Here is a 17,793-nt window from a genome sequence, read left to right on the forward strand (position 1 = left end):
CCTTCCGTCCGGATGACAAGATCCGGCTGTCCACGCCTTGAACGGCCCTTGCCGCCACGGGAGTACGGGCGCATCATTCCCTACTAATCCAGTGGGAAAACTAGGGAAGTTGACCCGCCAGACCACCCGACAGGACGGTGACCGGCGCCATGCCGAAGAAGTCCGCAGCATGCACCGCCGCCCCCCAGGTCGACGACATGGCGGAAGAGGCCGCCTGGCCACGCGTCACCCGTGAGGTCGCGGAGGATCTCGCCGTGGACGCGATCGCCCGCGACCGCGCCGGCAAGCCTCCGTTCGACGAGCTCTCCCGGCTGCGCGAAGCCGGCCTGCCGGCCCTCCTCATGCCGCCGGGTCCGTCCCGGTGGGGTACCGACTGGCGTACGGCATGTGCGGTCATCCGGGAGATCGCGGCGGCCGACAGCTCCATCGGCGAGCTCCTCGGAAGGCACTACACCCTGTCGTGGAGCGCCCGCTTCTTCGGCTCCCCCGAGCAGGCCGACAGGATCGAGCGTCAAGCGGGAGCGGGGCAGTGGCTCTGGGGCGGCAGCATCGATCTGCCGGGCACGGAACCGGAGCAGGAGACCGAGACCGGACCTGAACTCACCCTCACGCCGGCCGGGAGCGGATATCTCCTCCACGGTCGCCAGGTCTTCCCGGCGGGCGTCACGGTGGCCGACCAACTGGTGGTGAGCGCGGTCTGCACGGCCACCGGGGAGACCCTGATCGCGCAGGTGGACCCGGCCGATCCCCGGGTCTCGGCGGTCCCCGCGCACGACCGCCTAGGCCAGCGGCTCACCGGAGCCGGCAGTGTCGATTTCGACGGCGTACAGGTGCAGCCGGACCGCATCCTCGGAACGGTGCCGCACGACGAACACGACGTCTCCCCGTTCGCCACGCTCGCCCCGCTGGCGCTCCGGCTCGCCCTGGTCCACGTCTGTCTGGGTATCGCCGAGGGAACGCTGGCCGAGGCCCGGGACTTCAGCCGCACCGCACCGCGCAACTGGCCGTCTGCCGACCCGGACGGCGGCGCCTTCGAGCGGCGCCCCGGAAGCGACCCGTATCTCCTTCTTGCCTACGGGGAGCTGGTGGCCGCCGCGCACACCGCGGCGGCCGTGGTCGAGCCGGCCACCGAGGCGCTGGCGAGGGGGCTCCTCATGGGGCGGGAGCTCGATGTCGACCAGCGCGCGGACATCGCCGTGCTCGTCGCCGCGGCCGAGGCGGTCACGAGCAAGTCCACTCTGGAGATCACCACCCGCGTCCTGGAACTCACCGACGGCGCCGACTCCCCCGCGGACGGGCCGGGGTTCGACCGCTTCTGGCGCAACGCTCGTGTGCTGACCGCCCAGGGCTCGCCCACCCACAGGCTGCGCGACATCGGCGACCACTATCTGAACGGGACCCATCCCCCACTGACATTGCACATCTGAAGCCCTCGCACCTCCGACCGGCCGGCATCACAACGGTCGGAGGGTGAGCGTGTGGCCGTCCCCCTCCACGGTGGTGCAGGGATGGAATCCGGTGCTGATGCGGTCCAGGAGCCGTTGCAGCCAGTGGCCGTCGCGGGCGGACGGGTGCCGTAGGCGCATCCTGTGGGCCTGGAAGGGGACGATGCGCACCTCGTGGAGCCTGCCGGTCGGCTGCTCCAACGAGACGAGGAAGAGCAGGCGCAGGTCGTCCCGGTACTGCTCGTAGCCCGTGATGCCCTCGTAGTCGTCGATGAAGTCGCCGCACCCATGGATCACCAGCTTTCCGTGATGGTTCTCCAGGCTGCGCGGATGGTGCGAGGAGTGTCCGTGCACGACGTCGACGCCGCCGTCGAGGAGCAGCCGCGCGAAGGCGGCCTCGCTGCGGGAGACTCCGTAGCCCCAGTTGGGGCCCCAGTGGACCGAGGCGATGGCGATGTCGCCCGGCCGTTTGAGCTGCCGTACCCGTGCGGCCAGGCCGTTTGCGGCGGATTGCGACGGTTCGGACAGGAATGCCACTCCGCTCCGGTCTTCAGTCGCTGCCCAGGAGAAGGGGATGCCGCTGGTCGGCAGGCCGAACGAGAAGACCAGTACGCGCCGGTCGCCGTCGAGGGGGACGATCGCCGGACGCCGCGCCGCGTCGGCGTCCGCTCCGGCACCCGCCGTCCGCAGCCCCGCCCCGGCCAGGACATCGAGGGTTTCCGCCAGGCCGTTGCGGCCGAAGTCCAGGACGTGGTTGTTGGCCAGAACGCAGACGTCGGGGCGTGCGAGGGTCAAGCACGGGAGGTTGCCGGGGTTCATCCGGTAGTGGACTTCCTTGCCGGACGCGAAGGTGTCGCTGCGCGTGACGCTGGTTTCCAGATTGATCACCCGGGCTGCGGGGGCGGCTTCGTCGAGGACGGATAGCGCCTCTCCCCAGGGCCAGGCGAAGCCGACCGGACGGGGGATCGGGCCGTTGGCCGCCTCGGCCAGCTCGACGTAGGCGCGGGCGTCGTGGAGATAGCCCTCGCGCAGCGCGGGGTCGCCCGGGTACGGGAGGATCTGGTCGACGCCGCGACCGAGCATCACATCCCCGCACAGGAACACCGTGACCAGGTCACCGTCCACTCTTCCAGGCTAGGACCGAGCCGGCGTCGCGGCGGAGCTCCGGTCGCCTCAGGTCGAAGCGGGTCGGCCGGACGCCGAGGCCGAGCGTCAACATGACGCCGCCGGACGCACACCTTCCGGGCATTCACAGCGGCAGGGCGATCACGGATGGTAATCAAGTGAAGGGTGATGGCTACGCAGAGTTCCCACGCGGTGTCGCGTCGATGCTCGCAGCCGTCACATTCCCGGAATCGATCCATCGTCGTAGGGAGGCCATCATGGCCGCGTATCAGATCAGCGCCGGCACCGAGAGCGGTACCGAAGTAGTTCCGGGGGACGCGCGCTACGAGGCGCTGAGAAGGGGATTCAACCAGCGCTTCATCGCGACACCTGACTATGTGTCCGTGATCGGCTCGACCGGCGAGGTCGTCGCCGCGCTCAACAAATACCTCGCGGATCACCGCTCCGACGGGAGCCTCGGCCGCCGCATCACGGTCCGTTCGGGAGGCCACTGCTACGAGAACTTCGTCTGCGGTGAGGACGTGGGCGTCATCCTCGACCTCGGGCAGATGGACCGGGCCTATCTGGATCAGGACATGGGCGCGTACTGCGTCGAGTCCGGCGCGACCAACTGGCATGTCGCCACGCACCTCTACGCACCGTTCGGCGTGGCGCTGCCCGGCGGGTCGTGCTACTCCGTCGGCGCCGGCGGCCATGTCTCGGGAGGCGGGTACGGGCTGCTGTCCCGCCAGCACGGGCTGACGGTGGACTATCTCTACGCGGTCGAGGTCGTCGTCGTTCGCGACGGTCAGCACGCCGAGGTGGTGGTCGCGCGCCGCGACTCCCCGGAGCCCGAGCTGCGGGACCTGTGGTGGGCACACACCGGCGGGGGCGGCGGCAACTTCGGCGTGGTCACGCGGTACTGGTTCAAGGGGCTGCCCAAGCCCCCGGGGCAGGTACTGCTGCATGCCATCGCCTGGCCCTGGGAGAAGCTCAAGTGCCAGCCGGAGCGCTTCAAGTCCCTGGTGCGCAACTACGGGCTGTTCTTCGAGTACGAGAACACCCCGCGACTCCCCGCATCGCTCCGCGGCGACTACACCGACATGTTCACCCTGCTGAAGCTGAACCACCGCGCCAACGGCAAGATCGGCCTGATCACCCAGCTCGACGCCACGAGGCCGGACAGCGTGCAGCGGCTCAACGCCTTCCTGGACTGGATCACCCAGGACCTGGGCGTCGACCCGACGCCGCTGGACCGGCGGATGGGCGAACACGCACCCATGGGCGGACTGCACGTGCCGACCCGGCTGCCCTGGCTGACGGCCACCCAGACGCTCAACGGCTCCGGTGATAACCAGTGCGGCAAATACAAGTCGGCGTATATGACGCGGGGATTCACCGAGCACCAGCTCGACGCCGTCTTCCACCATCTGACCCGTGCGGACTACGACAATCCACAGGCACTGCTCCAGGTCGACTCCTACGGCGGCGCCATCAACCTGCCCGACAGCGCCGACACGGCGGTCTACCAGCGCAGTTCGGTGCTGAAGCTGCAGTACCAGACGTACTGGAGCTGGAAGCGGGACGTCAACAAGGACGGTGTCGCCGACCACCACGATGCCGATGCCGACCCCTCGATCGCAGCGCCGCATCTCCGTTGGATCCGCGAGTTCTACCGCGATGTCTACGCGGACACCGGCGGCGTTCCGGTGCTGGCGCCCGAAGGCATTCCGGCGGACGATCAGCCGGCACCGGTGACCGACGGCTGCTACATCAACTACCCGGACACCGACCTCGACGATCCCGAGTGGAACACCTCCGGCGAACCCTCACACCGTCTGTACTACGGCGACAACTACACACGGCTGCAAGAGGTCAAGGAGTACTGGGACCCGCGCAACGTGTTCCGCCATGCCCAGTCCGTCCAGCCGTTCACCCGCTGAGGTCAGCCGACATGGACACGGGGGCGATGGGAACGGTCGGGTTCGGCCTCGCGGAGGACCTCCCGGGTGACGGGGGCGACTTCGCCCTGGCCGAAGAGGAAGAAACGGAGGAACTGGGCGAAGGGATTGCCTTCGGTCCACTCGAAGTAGATGTGCGGGCGCTTGCCCGTCTCGTCGCGCACGTGCAGCAGCAGCGCGGCCAGTGCGTTGGAGATGGTGGAGCTTTCGAGGGCGAGTACGCGATAGCGGTTGTGGAGGACCTCGCCGCGCACGCGCAGCTCGCTCTCGAACTCGGACGGGTCGCGGACGGTGACCTCGACGAAGATGAAGTCGTCGTCGGCCGGGAGGTCGTTGTCGGTGCGGATCTGCTGGAGCTTGTCGCGGTATTCGGCCACGTCGCGCTGGTCGGGCTCGTTCGCGATGAACCGGATCTCGCGGTGGGCGACGTCGCGGATGAACCGCTCGGACATGCCGTCGAGCACGACGCTGGTCACCCGCAGCTCGAAGGCCCGGGCGAGCCGGGAGAGGAGCGACAGCAGGATGATCCCGGCGATGAAGCAGGCGCCGATCTTCACCCCGTCGGGCCGTTCGATCACATTCGCCACGGTCGTGTAGAGGAACACCGCCGCGATCACGGCGAAGCCGACGGTCCAGCCCCGCTGCCCGCTGCGCCGGGCGGCGATGGTCACCGCGATCGCGGCGGAGCTGATGAGCACCAGCACACCCGTGGCGTAGGCGCCGCCCTGGGCGTCCACGTTGGCGTCGAAGATCCAGGTCACCAGGAAGGCGACAGCGATGAAGACCAGCACCATCGGGCGCACGGCCCGCGCCCAGTGGGGTGCCATGCCGTAGCGCGGCAGGTACTGGGGCATGAGGTTCAGCAGGCCGGCCATGGCCGAGGCGCCGGCGAACCAGAGGATGGCGATGGTGGAGATGTCGTAGACGGAGCCGAAGGCGGAGCCCAGGTACTGGTGGGCGAGGTAGGCCAGGGCGCGACCGTTGGCCGGGCCGCCGGGTTTGAAGGCGGACTCGGGGATCAGCAGGGTGGTGACGAAGCTGGTGATGATCAGGAAGACGCTCATGATCACGGCGGCGGTGGTGAGCAGCTTCTTCGCGCCGCGGATCCGCCCGATGGGGCGCTCCTCGGTGTCGCCGGCGTCGCCTTCGATGTGCGGCATCACCGCCACGCCGGTCTCGAAGCCGGACAGGCCCAGGGCCAGCTTCGGGAAGACCAGCAGGGCCACGCCGACCATCGCCAGGCCATTGCCGTGCTCGGTGGTGAGCCCCTGGGTCCAGTCGGTCACGACGTGCGGCGCGGACAGGACGTGCCACAGGCCGACCACGACGACCACCGCATTGAGCCCGAGGTAGATACCGACCAGGACGATCGCGACGCCGATCGCCTCCAGGAAGCCCTTGAGGAAGACCGCGCCGAGCAGCGCGACCAGGATGAGCGTGATGAGCACCTGCTCACCGTGCAGCGCGCTGGTGAGGTGCGGGTTCTCCACCAGGTGGGTGGCGGCGTCGGCCGCGGAGAGGGTGATGGTGATCAGGAAGTCGGTGGCGGCGAAGCCGAGCAGGGTGAGGACGAACAGCTTGCCCTTCCAGAAGGACAGCAGCCGCTCCAGCATCGCGATCGACCCCTGCCCGTGCGGGCTTTCCTTCGCCACCCGGCGGTACACCGGCAGTGCCCCGGCCAGCGTCACCAGGACCAGGACGAGGGTGGCCACGGGCGACAGCAGCCCGGCCGCGAGGGCTGCGATACCCGGCTGGTAGCCGAGGGTGGAGAAGTAATCGACACCCGTCAGGCACATCACCCGCCACCACCGCTGACCCTGGTGAGCGTTCTGCGGGCCGGCGTGCGGGCCGGGATGGCGCTTGGCCATATCGGTCAGCCCCTCCAGCAGCCATGCCCGCAGCCGATGCCGCGGTCCGGACGGGGTGGAAGAGGCCGCGGGGGCGGAGGGGGGCATCGTGCGCTCCTGTCGTGCCGCGAAAGCGTCCAGCCATCGGCGAGACGGCCAGGTCAGGGTACGGAACCCGGTGGCCTGCGGCGTGGCGGCGCCCGGCGCGCCGCCGGGGGATTCCAGCAGGTGGACCCACCGGACGACGCCGGGCGGCGGAGCCGGCTCACCGGCCGGAGCAGATGGGCATATGCCCGATATGTCACAGTGAAGAGAGGGCGCGACGGCGCGGTCGGCGAACGCACGAGAGGGCAGCCTTCCATGTCCACGGATCGACTCGGATCGGTCACCGAGCGGAGCAGGTCCTTGCACAGGCGGAGCACGGAGTACGAGGACCTCTTCGACCAGGCTCCGGTGATCTTCGCTGCGCTGAGCGGGCCGCAGCACCGGCTTGAGGCGGCGAATCCGGCGTTCCTGGAAGCGGTCGGCGGTGACCGGGGGCGGACCGGGGTGCCGATCGGTGAGCTGCTGCCGGAGCTCGGCCCGCAGGGCGTACTGAACCGGCTCGACGAGGTGTACCGGACCGGCACCCCCTACCGTGCGCGAGGAGCCCGGCTGGTGCTCGGCGCGCCGGGAGCGGAGCGGGAGGGGTATTTCGACTTCACCTACGAGCCGCGGCGGGACGCGGACGGCGCGGTCGACGGCGTGGTCGTGATCGCGGTGGACATCACCGCGTATCACCACACCCAGGTCCTTGCCGCCGAGCAGCGGGTGCTGCTGGAGCAGATCGCACGCGACGCACCGCTCGGCGAGATCCTGACCGGGATGGCCCGGGCGATCGAGGAGTTCTCCCCTGACCTGATCGTCTCGGTGCTGCTCGCCGATCCCGACGGGGCGCATCTGCGGCACGGGGCCGGGCCCAGCCTGCCCGCCTTCTACAACGAGGCGATCGACGGGGTCGCCATCGGCCCGGACATGGGCTCCTGCGGCACCGCCGCGTATCTGCGTGCTCCGGTGATCGTCACGGACATCGCCACCGACCCGCGGTGGGACGGCTATCAGGAGCTGGCGCAACAGGCCGGGGTGGCGGCCTGCTGGTCCACGCCGATCATGGGGGTGGACGGGCAGCTGCTGGGCACCTTCGCGATGTACCACCGGACACCGAAGGCGCCGGACGACAAGGACGTGGCGCTGAGTGGGGCGTTCGCCCGGATCGCGGCCCTGGCGATCGAGCGCCGCCGTGCGCTGGAGGCCGGCGAGGCCGCCCAGGAGCGCGAGAAGGAGGCCCGGGAGGACCTGGCGTTCGTGCTGGACGCCAGCACCGCCATCACCCGCGAACCGCACTACTTCGACTGCCTGCAGTGCCTGGCCCACCTGACCGTGCCCTCGCTGGCACCGCTGTGCACCGTGCATGTCGTGGAGGACGGCCACACCCACCGGATCGCGGTGGCCTCGGACGGCCTGGCCGGCAAGAGCCTGCTGTCCGCCCCCGGGCTGAGCGACGAGATCGACGGCGCGGTCGCCCGGGTGCTGGCCTCCGGCGCCACCGAGACGGGCCGAATCGGTGCCACCGACCCTAAGAGCCGTGTCATCGGTTCCGAGAGCCGTGCCGCCGACCCCGAGAGCCGTGCCGCCGGCCCCAACGGCGGTCATGGCCACGACGGCAGTTGCGGTCCCGGCGGGCGTACCGCTCCCAGCAACCACACCAGTCCTGCCGGCCCCGACAACCGCACCGACCTCGACGGCACGGCCAGCCGCGTCCGGGCCGACGGTAGCTCCGGCCCCGACGGCAGCTTCCGCCCCGGCACGCCTCCCGGGCGGTCGACCGTCACCGGCTATGTGTGTGTCCCGTTGGCGACCCGTGGCCGTACGTTCGGGGTGCTGACCCTGCTGGCAACCGACCGGGAGCTGGACAGGCATGTGATCGCGCTGGCCGAGGAGCTGGCCCGGCGGGCCGCATCGAGTGCCGACAACGCCCACCAGTTCACCGACCGGGTCCGGCTGGCCCGTGAGCTGCAGGCCGGTCTGCTGCCGCCCGAACTGCCGACCGTGCCGGGCGCCGACCTGGCGGCGTCGTACCACCCCGCCGGCGAAGGGCTCGATGTCGGTGGTGACTTCTACGACGTCTTCCCGCTGCCCGACGACCGCTGGGGCCTGATGATCGGCGACGTCTGTGGGCGCGGTGCAGCGGCGGCCACCACGACCGGCATGGTCCGCCACACGGCGCGGGCCGCCGCGCGCCTTCTGCACGACCCGGCGGCCGTCGTCGCGGCCATCAATGACGCGCTCATCGAGGGCACCAGCGAGGACACCTTCGTATCGCTGATATACGGCGAACTGCGGCGCGAGGGTGGACGGCTCGTCCTGGACATGATGCGCGCCGGTCATGTGCCACCCCTCATACGCCGGGCCGACGGCACGGTGGAACACCTCGCCCAGCCGGGGCAGTTGCTGGGTATCGCGCCCGGCGTCGTCGGTTCGCCGTACCCGGTGGCCCTGTTCCCGGGCGACAGTCTGGTGCTGGTCACCGACGGCATCACCGAGGCCCGTGACACCGACGGCGAGTTCTTCGAGGAACAGCGTCTGGCCGATGCGCTGGTGGCGGTGCGCGGCCCGGCTCCCTCCGCCGCCGCGCTGCTGGAGTCCGTCACCGCGGCGGTGACCGCCTTCGCCGGCGAGGCCACCGACGACGACCAGGCCGCACTGGTCCTCACCGCCTCCTGAACGCGCCGACGCGCCTATCGTTGCCTCATGGAGCCCAGGCCGTCCGACGTTCCCGCCGACGCGAACCCGCTGCGTGCGCTCTCCCTCGACACGCTGCGGCGGCGGACGAGCATGAAGTGGCGTACGTATCCCGCCGATGTGCTGCCGTTGTGGGTGGCCGAGATGGACGTACCGCTGGCCGCTCCGGTGGCCCGGGCGATCGCGGACGCGGTCGCGATCGGCGACACCGGCTATCCGGCCGGGACGGCGTACGCCCGGGCGCTGGCCGGGTTCGCCCGCGAGAGATGGGGCTGGCACGACCTCGCCGTGGAACGCACGGCGATCGTGCCCGATGTGATGCTGGGCATCGTCGAGGTGCTGAAGCTGGTCACCCGGCCGGGCGACCCGGTGGTCGTCAACTGCCCGGTGTATCCGCCGTTCTACCAGTTCCTCACGCATATGGACCGGCGGGTGGTGGAGGCCCCGCTGGGTGCCGGTCAGCGGATCGACTTCGATGCGCTGGAAGCGGCGTTCCGGGATGCCGCTGCGAGCCGTGGCCGGGGCGCGTACCTGCTGTGCAGCCCGCACAATCCGACCGGCACGGTGCACAGCGCGGAGGAGCTGGCGGCGGTGGCGGCGCTGGCGGACGAGTACGGCGTGCGGGTCGTCGTGGATGAGATCCACGCACCGGTGGTGGCGCTGGACGCCGCCTTCGTCCCGTACTTGAGCGTGCCGGGCGCGGAGGGCGGCTTCTCGCTCATGTCAGCGTCCAAGGCGTGGAACCTCGCCGGGCTCAAGGCAGCGCTGGCCATCGCCGGTCCCGATGCCGCCGGGGATCTGGCGCGGATGCCGGAGGAGGTCAGCCACGGCCCGAGCCACCTCGGCATCCTCGCGCACACGGCTGCGCTGCGGGACGGCGGTGACTGGCTCGACGCGCTGCGCGCCGGGCTCGACGAGAACCGCCAACTGCTCGCGCGGTTGCTGGCCGAGCGGCTGCCGGCGGTCCGCTACCGTCCGGCCGCGGGCACCTTCCTCGCCTGGCTCGACTGCCGTCCGCTCGGCCTCGGCGACGATCCCGCCGCGTTCTTCCTGGAGCACGGCAGGGTCGCCCTCAGCTCCGGCCCGGACTTCGGCACCGGCGGCGCCGGCCATGTGCGGCTCAATCTGGCGACCTCCCCTGAAGTACTCACCGAGGCGGTGGGGCGGATGGCCGACGCGCTGGACTGAACCGGCGCACGACGCGAGGGCCGACGCGCTGGCTGAATCGGCATGGCGCGAGGGATCGGCGCGGCGTCAGTGCCCAGCATGGCGCGAAAGACCGGCATGGCGCGAGAGACCGGCACGGCGCGAGAGACCGGCACGGCGCGAGAGACCGGCACGGCGCGACGGAACGGCATGGCGCGGGAGGTCGACGCGCCGCACTGAAACGGGCGTGGGTCGGGAGGCGGCGGGACCGCGACGGGGCGACATGGGCGGCAGGCCACACCGACGACGAGCCGTCGACAGCGAGCCGTAGACAGCGAGACTGCGCGGGCGCGGGCCGCCCGCGGCGAAGCAGCACGGGCACCAGACCGTCCGCGGCGAAGCAGCACTGAGGCCAGACCGTCTGCGGATAAGCAGCGCGGGTACCGGAACGCGGCGCGAGCGCCGGTACCGGCGCGGCGCCCACAGCGGACGGGCGGACGGGCGACACGCCGACGGCCCCCAGCGGGCCGCCGGAGACCGGCGCCCGGTGGGCCCCGAGCAGCCCACGGCGGTGCGTTGCGGTCCCCTCGCCCGGGCTCCAACTCCCCCTGTAGCCGGCCCCCGGCGCCGTTTTGGTGTGGGGCGGGTTTCTCCATACGATCCAGCGATGATCACAAGAAAACGGCTGGCGGCCGGGGTGTGCGGGCTGTTGGCCGCGATGGCCGTCGCCCTCCTTCCCACACCCGCCAGCGCCGGGGAACCGGATGCGAAGACCGCTCCCAAGGTGGAGCTGACCCTCGACGTCAGCGGCTCGATGCGGGCCCGCGACATTGACGGTCAGAGCCGGATGTCCGCTGCGAAGCAGGCGTTCAACGAGGTGCTGGACGCCGTACCGGACGGCGTCCAGCTCGGCATACGGACGCTCGGCGCCGACTACCGCGGCGAGGACCGGAAGACCGGCTGCAAGGACACCCGTCAGCTGTACCCCGTGGGGCCGCTCGACCGCACCGAGGCGAAGACCGCGGTGGCGACGCTCAGCCCGACCGGCTGGACGCCCATCGGTCCCGCCCTGCTGGGCGCGGCGCACGACCTCAAGGGCGGCGAAGGGTCCCGGCGGATCGTACTGATCACCGACGGCGAGGACACCTGCGCCCCGCTCGACCCGTGCCAGGTGGCCCGGGACATCGCCGCGCAGGGCATCCACCTCACCGTCGACACGCTCGGTCTGCTGCCGGACGCCAAGACCCGTAAGCAGCTGAGCTGTATCGCCGAGGCGACCGGCGGAACGTACACCTCGGTGCAGCACACCAAGCAACTCCGGGACCGTGTGCACCAGTTGGTGGAGCGGACCGCCGATCCGGTCGTCATGCCGGTGGCGACGCAGGGCGCGCAGAGCTGCGCGGGCGCGCCGAAGCTGAAGCCGGGGCTCTACAGCGACCGCGAGAAGTTCGCCGAGCACCGCTGGTACCAGGTCGACGTCCGGCCCGGGCAGGAGCTCCGGGCCTCGGTGAGCGTCGGCGCCGACCGTGCCGTCAACAACGACTACGGCGTGCTCCTGCGGGCCTCCACGGAGCACGGGCGGGAGTTGGTGCGCGGCGCGGAGGCGGGTGACGGGCGGACGGATGTGATCTCGTCCGGTCTGCGCTATCCCGAGCCGCCGGCCGATGCCCCGGACGGCGCGGACGAGCCGCCGGCGAAGACGGTCTGCCTCCAGGTCAGCAATTCCTTCTCGGCACCGCCTTCGGTCAAGACCGAGCCCGGTATGCCGGTCGAGCTGGCCATCGACGTGGTGGACGGTCCGAGCGACGCCTCCGACGCGGCGTTCCTCGGGCTCGGCCACGGCTGGTGGCTGCTGATCACCCTGGCCCTCACCGGGCTGGTGGCCGGTCTGGTCTGGGGCTGGATCTCCCGTTGGCGCGTCTCCGTCTGGAGGACCAACTGATGCGCACCGTACGCAGGATGCTGATGACCGCCGCGCTGGCCGGGGCGGGTCTCCTCGGTGTGGCGGGCCCCGCGGTCGCCGACACCGCGACGCCGAGTCCGAGCGCGAGCACGAAGGCGGCACCGACCGAGGCCGGGACCTCGTTCCGTACGGCGACCGCCATCAAGCCCGGTCAGCCCGCGACGGCCGATGCGTCCACCGGTGACTACCTCTACTGGGTGCTGCCGGTCGACGCGGGACAGCGCGCCACGGTCACCGCGACGGTGACGCTGCCGGCCGCCGCCCGGCACGGTGCGGCCACCTGGCAACTGGACGTCTACGACGGGCTGCGCCGGCGGCAGCCGTGCAAATACGGCGCTCCGGCCAAGGCCGCGGCCCAGGGCGCCGGTTCCGTCGAGCTGACCTGCACGTTGCGGACGGTGCGCGCCTGGGCGGAGCCGTGGGCCAACGACCCGCTGCCCGGCAGCTATTACGTGCGCCTGACGGTCGTCGACCTTCCGCAAGAGGACCTGGGGCTGCCGGTCCATGCGAAGGTCGAGGCGGGCACGGCCGACCAGGGCGGCGCCCAGGCGGTGGACGGCACGCTCGCCGCTCCGCTGGTGCCGGGTGCCGGTACGGCCACGCCGCAGTCCGACGGGGCGACGCCGTCGCCGCGGCCGGCGGCCATGGCGGAGCCGGACGGCGGCTGGTCCTCCGGCTGGTGGTCGGACCGCTGGCTGTGGACCGCGGCCGGCGGCCTGCTCGCGGCCCTCGGGGGCATCGCCGGCTATTCCGTCACGCGCGGCTCCGGCCGCCCGTCACGGGTGCCGCCGGGCGCCTGACCCGAGCCGCACGGCGGGGCGGTCACGGCATGGTGCCGTGACCGCCCCGCTCGTCATGGAGCCTCGTCGCTCATGTTCGTCAGTCACTCATGCTCGTCAGTCAGTCCTGCTCGTCAGCCATGCGCGTGAGTTTGTGGCGTGATACCCGGCGGCCGGCGGTCCGGGCGCCGGCACTGCCCTCGCCGGCGCGTCAGCCGCAGTCGCAGCAGCTGCAGCAGTCACAGCAGTCGCACCCGCTGCAGGGGTCACAGCTGTCGCAGCAATCGCAGTCCTGGCAGCATCCCTCGCGCTTCTTGCGCGACCAGGCACCCTCGTACTCCTCCGCGCAGCACACCTTGCAGGTGCAGCACAGCCCGATGGCCACCGCGCAGCCCGCGAAGAAACCCCGGGGCTTCTTCGGCTGGTGCGGGAAGTGCGGAAGGCCGCCGCCGTCCCCGCCGTTGCCGCCGCCACCGTGCCCTCCGCCGTGACCGCCACCGTGCCCTCCGCCGTGGCCGCCGCCGTGACCAGCAGGCGGCACCGATCCCCCCGCGTAAGGGTTCTGCCCGTAAGGGTTCTGCGCATAAGGATTCTGCGGGGCGTTCAGGTACGGCCCCTGGGCGTACGGCCCCCCGGCCGGCGCCTGCCCGTATTGCGGAGGCTGACCGTACTGCGGCGGCTGGCCGTAGGGAGTCTGCTGGCCGGGTCCGCCCTGATACGGGTGGGAGGCATGCGCCTGGTGGGAGCAGGCCGCGGTGCCGAAGGCGCGGTCGACCGACCGCCGCAGTTCGTGCACCAGCAGCACATGCACCAGGGCGGAGTCGGTGAACTCCACGTCGCGCAGGGCGAGGCGGATGCCGTGCAGTGCGTCGTCGCAGAGCCGGCGGGCGTCGGCGGTGCTCGCGCCGGTCGCGGTGAGCGGGTTCCAGGCGCCCTCGGCGGCGTCCGCGGCCCGGTCCTCCACGGCGTCGAGGAGGTGGGCCAGCCGCCCGAAGAGCCGACCGGCCTCGGCCAGTGGCGCGGCGTTCCCGGGTCGGCCGGCGAGTACGGCGGTGTGGGCGAAGGCGGCGGCGGTCGCGGTCTCGGTCGGTTCGGTGATGACCGTCAACGGCGTGCCCGGACCGGCCAGTTGCTCGATGGCCGGCTGGCGGTCGACCGCGTCGACGAGGACGGAGGTGTCGAAACCGAGGGTGGCGCCGGTGCGGGCCCCGGCCCGGTCCCAGCCGGCGGCGACCCGGCGCGCGGCGGCGGCCACCGGGCGGCGGCGCAGCAGACCGTTCCGGTCGGCGACGTGGTCGCGGATCTTCGCCGAGGCGAGCACGAGGGACACCGAGGCGGCGAGCCGTGCGCCCTCGCCCTGTGCCACGGAGGCGGTGCGCATGCCGCGGAGCGGGCAGGGCCCGGCGGTGCGCCGGCCGGCCTCCGTGCGTCCGGCCTGGGCGTCCGTCAGGACGGATACGATCAGCCCGTCGTAGTTGGTGACGACCCGGGCGAACTGGCCGTGGTCGCCGCGCAGCGCGAGGCACAGGCCGCAGAGGTGAGCCATCCACTCGGCCTTGAGCCCTTGGGACAGGCGATGGCTGCAGGGCCTGACGATTCCGAACATGTGCGATCCCCCGTGAGACATCGAAAACGGTGCCGGCGCGGCGCGCGGCGGCAACGGCTGAAGATCGTACCCATCCGACCGCTGACCTGGGACACCCCCTGGGGAGGGGCGCCTCGGTCAGGTGGTGTGGCGGGCGGCTACGGAGTCGAGCCGGGCCGCCCGGCGCGCGAGACCGTCGAAGCGGTCGAAGGCGTCGAGGCCGTCGAGGGTGGGCGCCAGGCCGGGACGGCTCGACGGACCGGTCACGTCTGTTGGGCATAGGGCGCCCCATAGGCCCGTAGGCCACGCGCGCCGCCACCTGGGGCGGGCTGTTCACTCCCCAACGGGCAGGCGTCTGCGCTCAGTTCGGCGTGGACCGGGATGTCCTGGTCGTCACAGCTACGTTGGGGGCGGGCCGGGACCGCGTGTTCGCCGGGCTCCGTCGGGGGCGGATCGGGACGGCGTGGTCACCGCTTGTCCGTGGCGGGGACCAGCACCATCCAGTCGTCCTTGCCCTCTTCCTCGTGCAGGTAGCCGATCATGGTGGGGTGCGGCCCCGGATAGGCCGGGCCCTCGTTGCGTACCCCGGAGGCGCTGTCGGTGTCCGTACGCCCGAGAAGCACCGCCAGGGCGAGGAAGGGCAGTACGGCCGCCGAGAGCGCTATCCCCGTACTCCTGCTCCCGCTCCCGCTTTTGATCTTCGGTCTCACGACTTCCCCCGTGTCCGCGTGGTCTGCCACCTGGGCATCTTCCTCCATGTCGCTGCGCGGTACGCCGCCGGGGTCTCGGTGCAACGAGTCGACCTGACGAGCCGTCCCTACGGACCTTCCTGACGAGCCGTCAGAGCTTTGGCGGGTTACTCCCCGGCCGGAGGTTCCGGGTGGCGGCGGATTCGGGCGGCGAGGACGGCGACGTCGTCCTCGGCGTGCAGGCCGTCGAGGTGGTCGAGGACCTCGTCGAGGACCTGCTCGACGTCGGCTCCGGCGGGGAGGCGGAGGCGGGAGAGCCGGGAGAGCGAGGTGTCGATGTCCTCGCCGCGGCGTTCGACCAGGCCGTCGGTGAACATCAGCAGGGTGTCGTCGGGGGTGAGGGTGCGGGTGATCTGTTCGTAGCCGCCGGTGCCGGTGCCCAGGGGCGGGCCGACGGGGACCCGGAGGAGATCGGCGGTGCCGTCGCCGCCGAAGACCACCGGGGAGAGGTGGCCGGCGCTGGCGAACGCGGCGATGCTGCGGGCCGGGTCCACCCGGGCGAGCAGGCAGGTGGCCGGGCGGCGGGACTCGTCCTCGGCCACCGTGGTGTCGAGCTGGCGCAGGACGCGGTGGGGCGGCAGGTCGGTCGAGGCGACGTAGCGGAGGCTGGAGCGGTAGGCGTTCATGTCGACCGCGGCGTCGAGTCCGTGGCCCATGACATCGCCCATCACGAGCAGGGTGCGCCCGTAGTGCAGCCGGACGGTTTCGAACCAGTCGCCGCCGACCAGCGCGCTGCTGCCCGAGGGGAGGTAGCGGGTGGCGAGTTCGAGGTTGGGGTGCGGGCGGCCCGGTTCGGCCAGCAGCGCCCGTTGGAGGTCCATCGCGGTGCGCTGCACCGAGGAGTGCCGGCGGGCGTGGGTGAGATGGGCGGCCGCCAGGCGGGCCGCGTGCCGGACGGTGGCGGTCTCGTCCGCGCTGAAGCTGCCGCCGGCGCGGAGGACGAGCAGTACGCCGTGGCGGCGGCCCTGGGCGGACAGCGGCACCGCGAGGGCCTGGGCGGACATCCCGCCGGGGAGGACGGCCCGGGCGGTGACGGGGCGGTCCTCGGCCAGGGCACGCAGGAGGGGGGAGCCGGTTCCCGGGCTTACCGGGCTTACCGGACTTTCCGGGGTCTCCGGGTTTTCCGGGCTTCCCGGGCTTGGCCGGTTTTCCGGGTTCTCCGGGTCGTCGCCGGGGAAGCGCGCTTCGAGCACCTTGACCAGGCCGGCCGAGGCCACCCGGCGGAGCTCGGGGGCCCCGGTGGGCCGGCCGGCCGCGGTGGCGTCCTCGGGGAGGAGTTCCACCGCGGCGGCGTCGCCGATGTGCCGGCACAGGAAACGGGACAGCTCGGTGCAGGTCGTCCGGGCGTCGAGGGTGGTGCCGATGCACTCGGCGGCTTCCTCCGCGGTGCGCAGCCGGGCCCGTAGGCGGGTGTCCTCGGCGTCCCGGCCCGCGTCGTCCGAGCGGTCCCGGTTCATGACGGCCACCTCCAGGGCGCTGCGCCCGCTACGGGCGGGTTTGCTGGTGTTGCACCCATATCACCGGAGGGACCGGATCCCGGTCCGGCGCGGCGGCCGCGGCGGGGTCAGCTGAGCACGCCCATGCCCAGCAGGCCGAAGAGGAGGGCACCGATGAGGATGCGGTAGACGACGAAGGAGTTGAAGGAGTGCTTGGCGACGAACTTCAGCAGCCAGGCGATCGAGGCGTAGGCGACGACGAAGGAGACGACGGTGCCGACGGCCAGCGGGGCGATCGCGGCGCCGGAGCCGATGGCGTCCTTGAGCTCGTAGATGCCCGCGCCGGTGAGGGCCGGGATGCCGAGGAAGAAGGACAGCCGGGTGGCGGCGACCCGCTCCAGGTCGAGGATGAGGGCGGTGGACATGGTCGCGCCCGAGCGGGAGAAGCCGGGGAAGAGCAGCGCGAGGATCTGCGAGCAGCCGACCCACATGGCGTCCTTCAGGGAGGTGTCGTCCTCACCGCGCTTGTGGCGGCCCATCTGGTCGGCGGCCCACATGACGCCACTGCCGACGATCAGTGAGCCGGCCACCACCCACAGGGAGGCGAGCGGGCCCTCGATCAGGGGCTTGGCGGCCAGGCCGACGACGACGATCGGGAGGGTGGCGAAGATCACCCACCAGGCGAACTTGTAGTCGTGGTGGTAGCGCTCCTCCTTGTTGGCCAGCCCGCGGAACCACGCGCCCACGATGCGCACGATGTCCTTGCCGAAGTAGACGAGCGCGGCGGCGATCGCGCCGACCTGGATGACGGCGGAGAAGCCGACGACGGCCTTGTCGTCGACGGGGATACCCATCAGCCCCTCGGTGATCTTGAGGTGGCCGGTGGAGGAGACGGGGAGGAATTCCGTCACCCCCTCCACGGCTCCGAGGACGACGGCTTGGCCGATGCTGATCGCGCTCATGGGATCCATTTCTCGGGACGGGTGGACGGTGGGCG

The 17,793-nt window shown here is 71.6% G+C and carries 13 protein-coding genes; 6 read left to right on the top strand and 7 right to left on the bottom strand.

Features of this window, described 5'->3' with window-relative positions; translation table 11 throughout:
• Window positions 1–149 precede the first annotated feature (149 nt).
• Window positions 150–1,427, top strand: coding sequence for an acyl-CoA dehydrogenase family protein (locus ACZ7MX_RS34175; protein ID WP_472137866.1), 1,278 nt, complete (start codon window positions 150–152; stop codon window positions 1,425–1,427).
• 27 nt (window positions 1,428–1,454) lie between these two features.
• Here ACZ7MX_RS34175 and ACZ7MX_RS34180 read toward each other — a convergent pair whose 3' ends face one another.
• On the bottom strand, window positions 1,455–2,570 hold the full coding sequence (locus tag ACZ7MX_RS34180) for a CapA family protein (RefSeq protein ID WP_472137868.1): 1,116 nt from the start codon (window positions 2,568–2,570) through the stop codon (window positions 1,455–1,457).
• A gap of 257 nt (window positions 2,571–2,827) precedes the next feature.
• On the opposite strand from ACZ7MX_RS34180, the gene ACZ7MX_RS34185 reads away from it, so the two are divergent.
• Window positions 2,828–4,492 carry an FAD-binding oxidoreductase gene (locus ACZ7MX_RS34185; RefSeq protein ID WP_472137870.1) on the top strand — a complete coding sequence of 555 codons (1,665 nt, stop codon included), beginning with the start codon at window positions 2,828–2,830 and terminating at the stop codon, window positions 4,490–4,492.
• Between the two features lie 2 nt (window positions 4,493–4,494).
• Here ACZ7MX_RS34185 and ACZ7MX_RS34190 read toward each other — a convergent pair whose 3' ends face one another.
• On the bottom strand, window positions 4,495–6,465 hold the full coding sequence (locus tag ACZ7MX_RS34190; protein ID WP_472137872.1) for an APC family permease: 1,971 nt from the start codon (window positions 6,463–6,465) through the stop codon (window positions 4,495–4,497).
• Window positions 6,466–6,762: 297 nt separating this feature from the next.
• Here ACZ7MX_RS34190 and ACZ7MX_RS34195 point away from each other — a divergent pair, with 297 nt between their 5' ends.
• The 4 genes from ACZ7MX_RS34195 to ACZ7MX_RS34210 all read left to right on the top strand — a co-directional run bounded on the left by ACZ7MX_RS34195 (window position 6,763) and on the right by ACZ7MX_RS34210 (window position 13,047).
• Window positions 6,763–9,120, top strand: a complete 2,358-nt coding sequence (locus ACZ7MX_RS34195) for a GAF domain-containing SpoIIE family protein phosphatase (protein WP_472137874.1) — start codon at window positions 6,763–6,765, stop codon at window positions 9,118–9,120.
• A 27-nt stretch (window positions 9,121–9,147) separates the two neighbouring features.
• On the top strand, window positions 9,148–10,326 hold the full coding sequence (locus tag ACZ7MX_RS34200) for a MalY/PatB family protein (protein WP_472137875.1): 1,179 nt from the start codon (window positions 9,148–9,150) through the stop codon (window positions 10,324–10,326).
• A 625-nt stretch (window positions 10,327–10,951) separates the two neighbouring features.
• The gene (locus ACZ7MX_RS34205) at window positions 10,952–12,226 is read left to right on the top strand and encodes a VWA domain-containing protein (RefSeq protein WP_472137877.1); all 1,275 of its coding nucleotides are present in this window, start codon (window positions 10,952–10,954) and stop codon (window positions 12,224–12,226) included.
• Window positions 12,226–13,047 carry a hypothetical protein gene (locus ACZ7MX_RS34210; protein WP_472137879.1) on the top strand — a complete coding sequence of 274 codons (822 nt, stop codon included), beginning with the start codon at window positions 12,226–12,228 and terminating at the stop codon, window positions 13,045–13,047. The genes ACZ7MX_RS34205 and ACZ7MX_RS34210 overlap by 1 nt, the downstream gene beginning before the upstream one ends.
• A gap of 190 nt (window positions 13,048–13,237) precedes the next feature.
• Here the strand turns inward: ACZ7MX_RS34210 and ACZ7MX_RS34215 are convergent, their stop codons facing one another.
• The 5 genes from ACZ7MX_RS34215 to ACZ7MX_RS34235 form a co-directional block, all read right to left on the bottom strand.
• The gene (locus ACZ7MX_RS34215) at window positions 13,238–14,632 is read right to left on the bottom strand and encodes a DUF5685 family protein (protein ID WP_472137881.1); all 1,395 of its coding nucleotides are present in this window, start codon (window positions 14,630–14,632) and stop codon (window positions 13,238–13,240) included.
• Between the two features lie 117 nt (window positions 14,633–14,749).
• Window positions 14,750–14,878: a hypothetical protein gene (locus ACZ7MX_RS34220; RefSeq protein ID WP_472137883.1), complete on the bottom strand. Its 129-nt coding sequence runs from the start codon at window positions 14,876–14,878 to the stop codon at window positions 14,750–14,752.
• Window positions 14,879–15,078: 200 nt separating this feature from the next.
• Entirely contained in the window at window positions 15,079–15,321 is a 243-nt protein-coding gene (locus ACZ7MX_RS34225; RefSeq protein WP_472137885.1) for a hypothetical protein, read from the bottom strand.
• 146 nt (window positions 15,322–15,467) lie between these two features.
• On the bottom strand, window positions 15,468–16,817 hold the full coding sequence (locus ACZ7MX_RS34230; RefSeq protein ID WP_472137887.1) for a PP2C family protein-serine/threonine phosphatase: 1,350 nt from the start codon (window positions 16,815–16,817) through the stop codon (window positions 15,468–15,470).
• Window positions 16,818–16,924: 107 nt separating this feature from the next.
• Window positions 16,925–17,758, bottom strand: coding sequence for an undecaprenyl-diphosphate phosphatase (locus ACZ7MX_RS34235; RefSeq protein ID WP_472137889.1), 834 nt, complete (start codon window positions 17,756–17,758; stop codon window positions 16,925–16,927).
• Window positions 17,759–17,793 lie beyond the last annotated feature (35 nt).

It is taken from the genome of Streptomyces sp. NPDC107765 (assembly GCF_055657085.1).

Excerpts from the sequence above, each read along its gene's own strand:
- ACZ7MX_RS34175 (WP_472137866.1), top strand. The coding sequence starts at position 150 with ATGCCGAAGAAGTCCGCAGCATGCACCGCCGCCCCCCAGGTCGACGAC.
- ACZ7MX_RS34185 (WP_472137870.1), top strand. The coding sequence starts at position 2,828 with ATGGCCGCGTATCAGATCAGCGCCGGCACCGAGAGCGGTACCGAAGTA.
- ACZ7MX_RS34190 (WP_472137872.1), bottom strand. The coding sequence starts at position 6,465 with ATGCCCCCCTCCGCCCCCGCGGCCTCTTCCACCCCGTCCGGACCGCGG.
- ACZ7MX_RS34200 (WP_472137875.1), top strand. The coding sequence starts at position 9,148 with ATGGAGCCCAGGCCGTCCGACGTTCCCGCCGACGCGAACCCGCTGCGT.
- ACZ7MX_RS34205 (WP_472137877.1), top strand. The coding sequence starts at position 10,952 with ATGATCACAAGAAAACGGCTGGCGGCCGGGGTGTGCGGGCTGTTGGCC.
- ACZ7MX_RS34210 (WP_472137879.1), top strand. The coding sequence starts at position 12,226 with ATGCGCACCGTACGCAGGATGCTGATGACCGCCGCGCTGGCCGGGGCG.
- ACZ7MX_RS34215 (WP_472137881.1), bottom strand. The coding sequence starts at position 14,632 with ATGTTCGGAATCGTCAGGCCCTGCAGCCATCGCCTGTCCCAAGGGCTC.
- ACZ7MX_RS34230 (WP_472137887.1), bottom strand. The coding sequence starts at position 16,817 with ATGAACCGGGACCGCTCGGACGACGCGGGCCGGGACGCCGAGGACACC.
- ACZ7MX_RS34235 (WP_472137889.1), bottom strand. The coding sequence starts at position 17,758 with ATGAGCGCGATCAGCATCGGCCAAGCCGTCGTCCTCGGAGCCGTGGAG.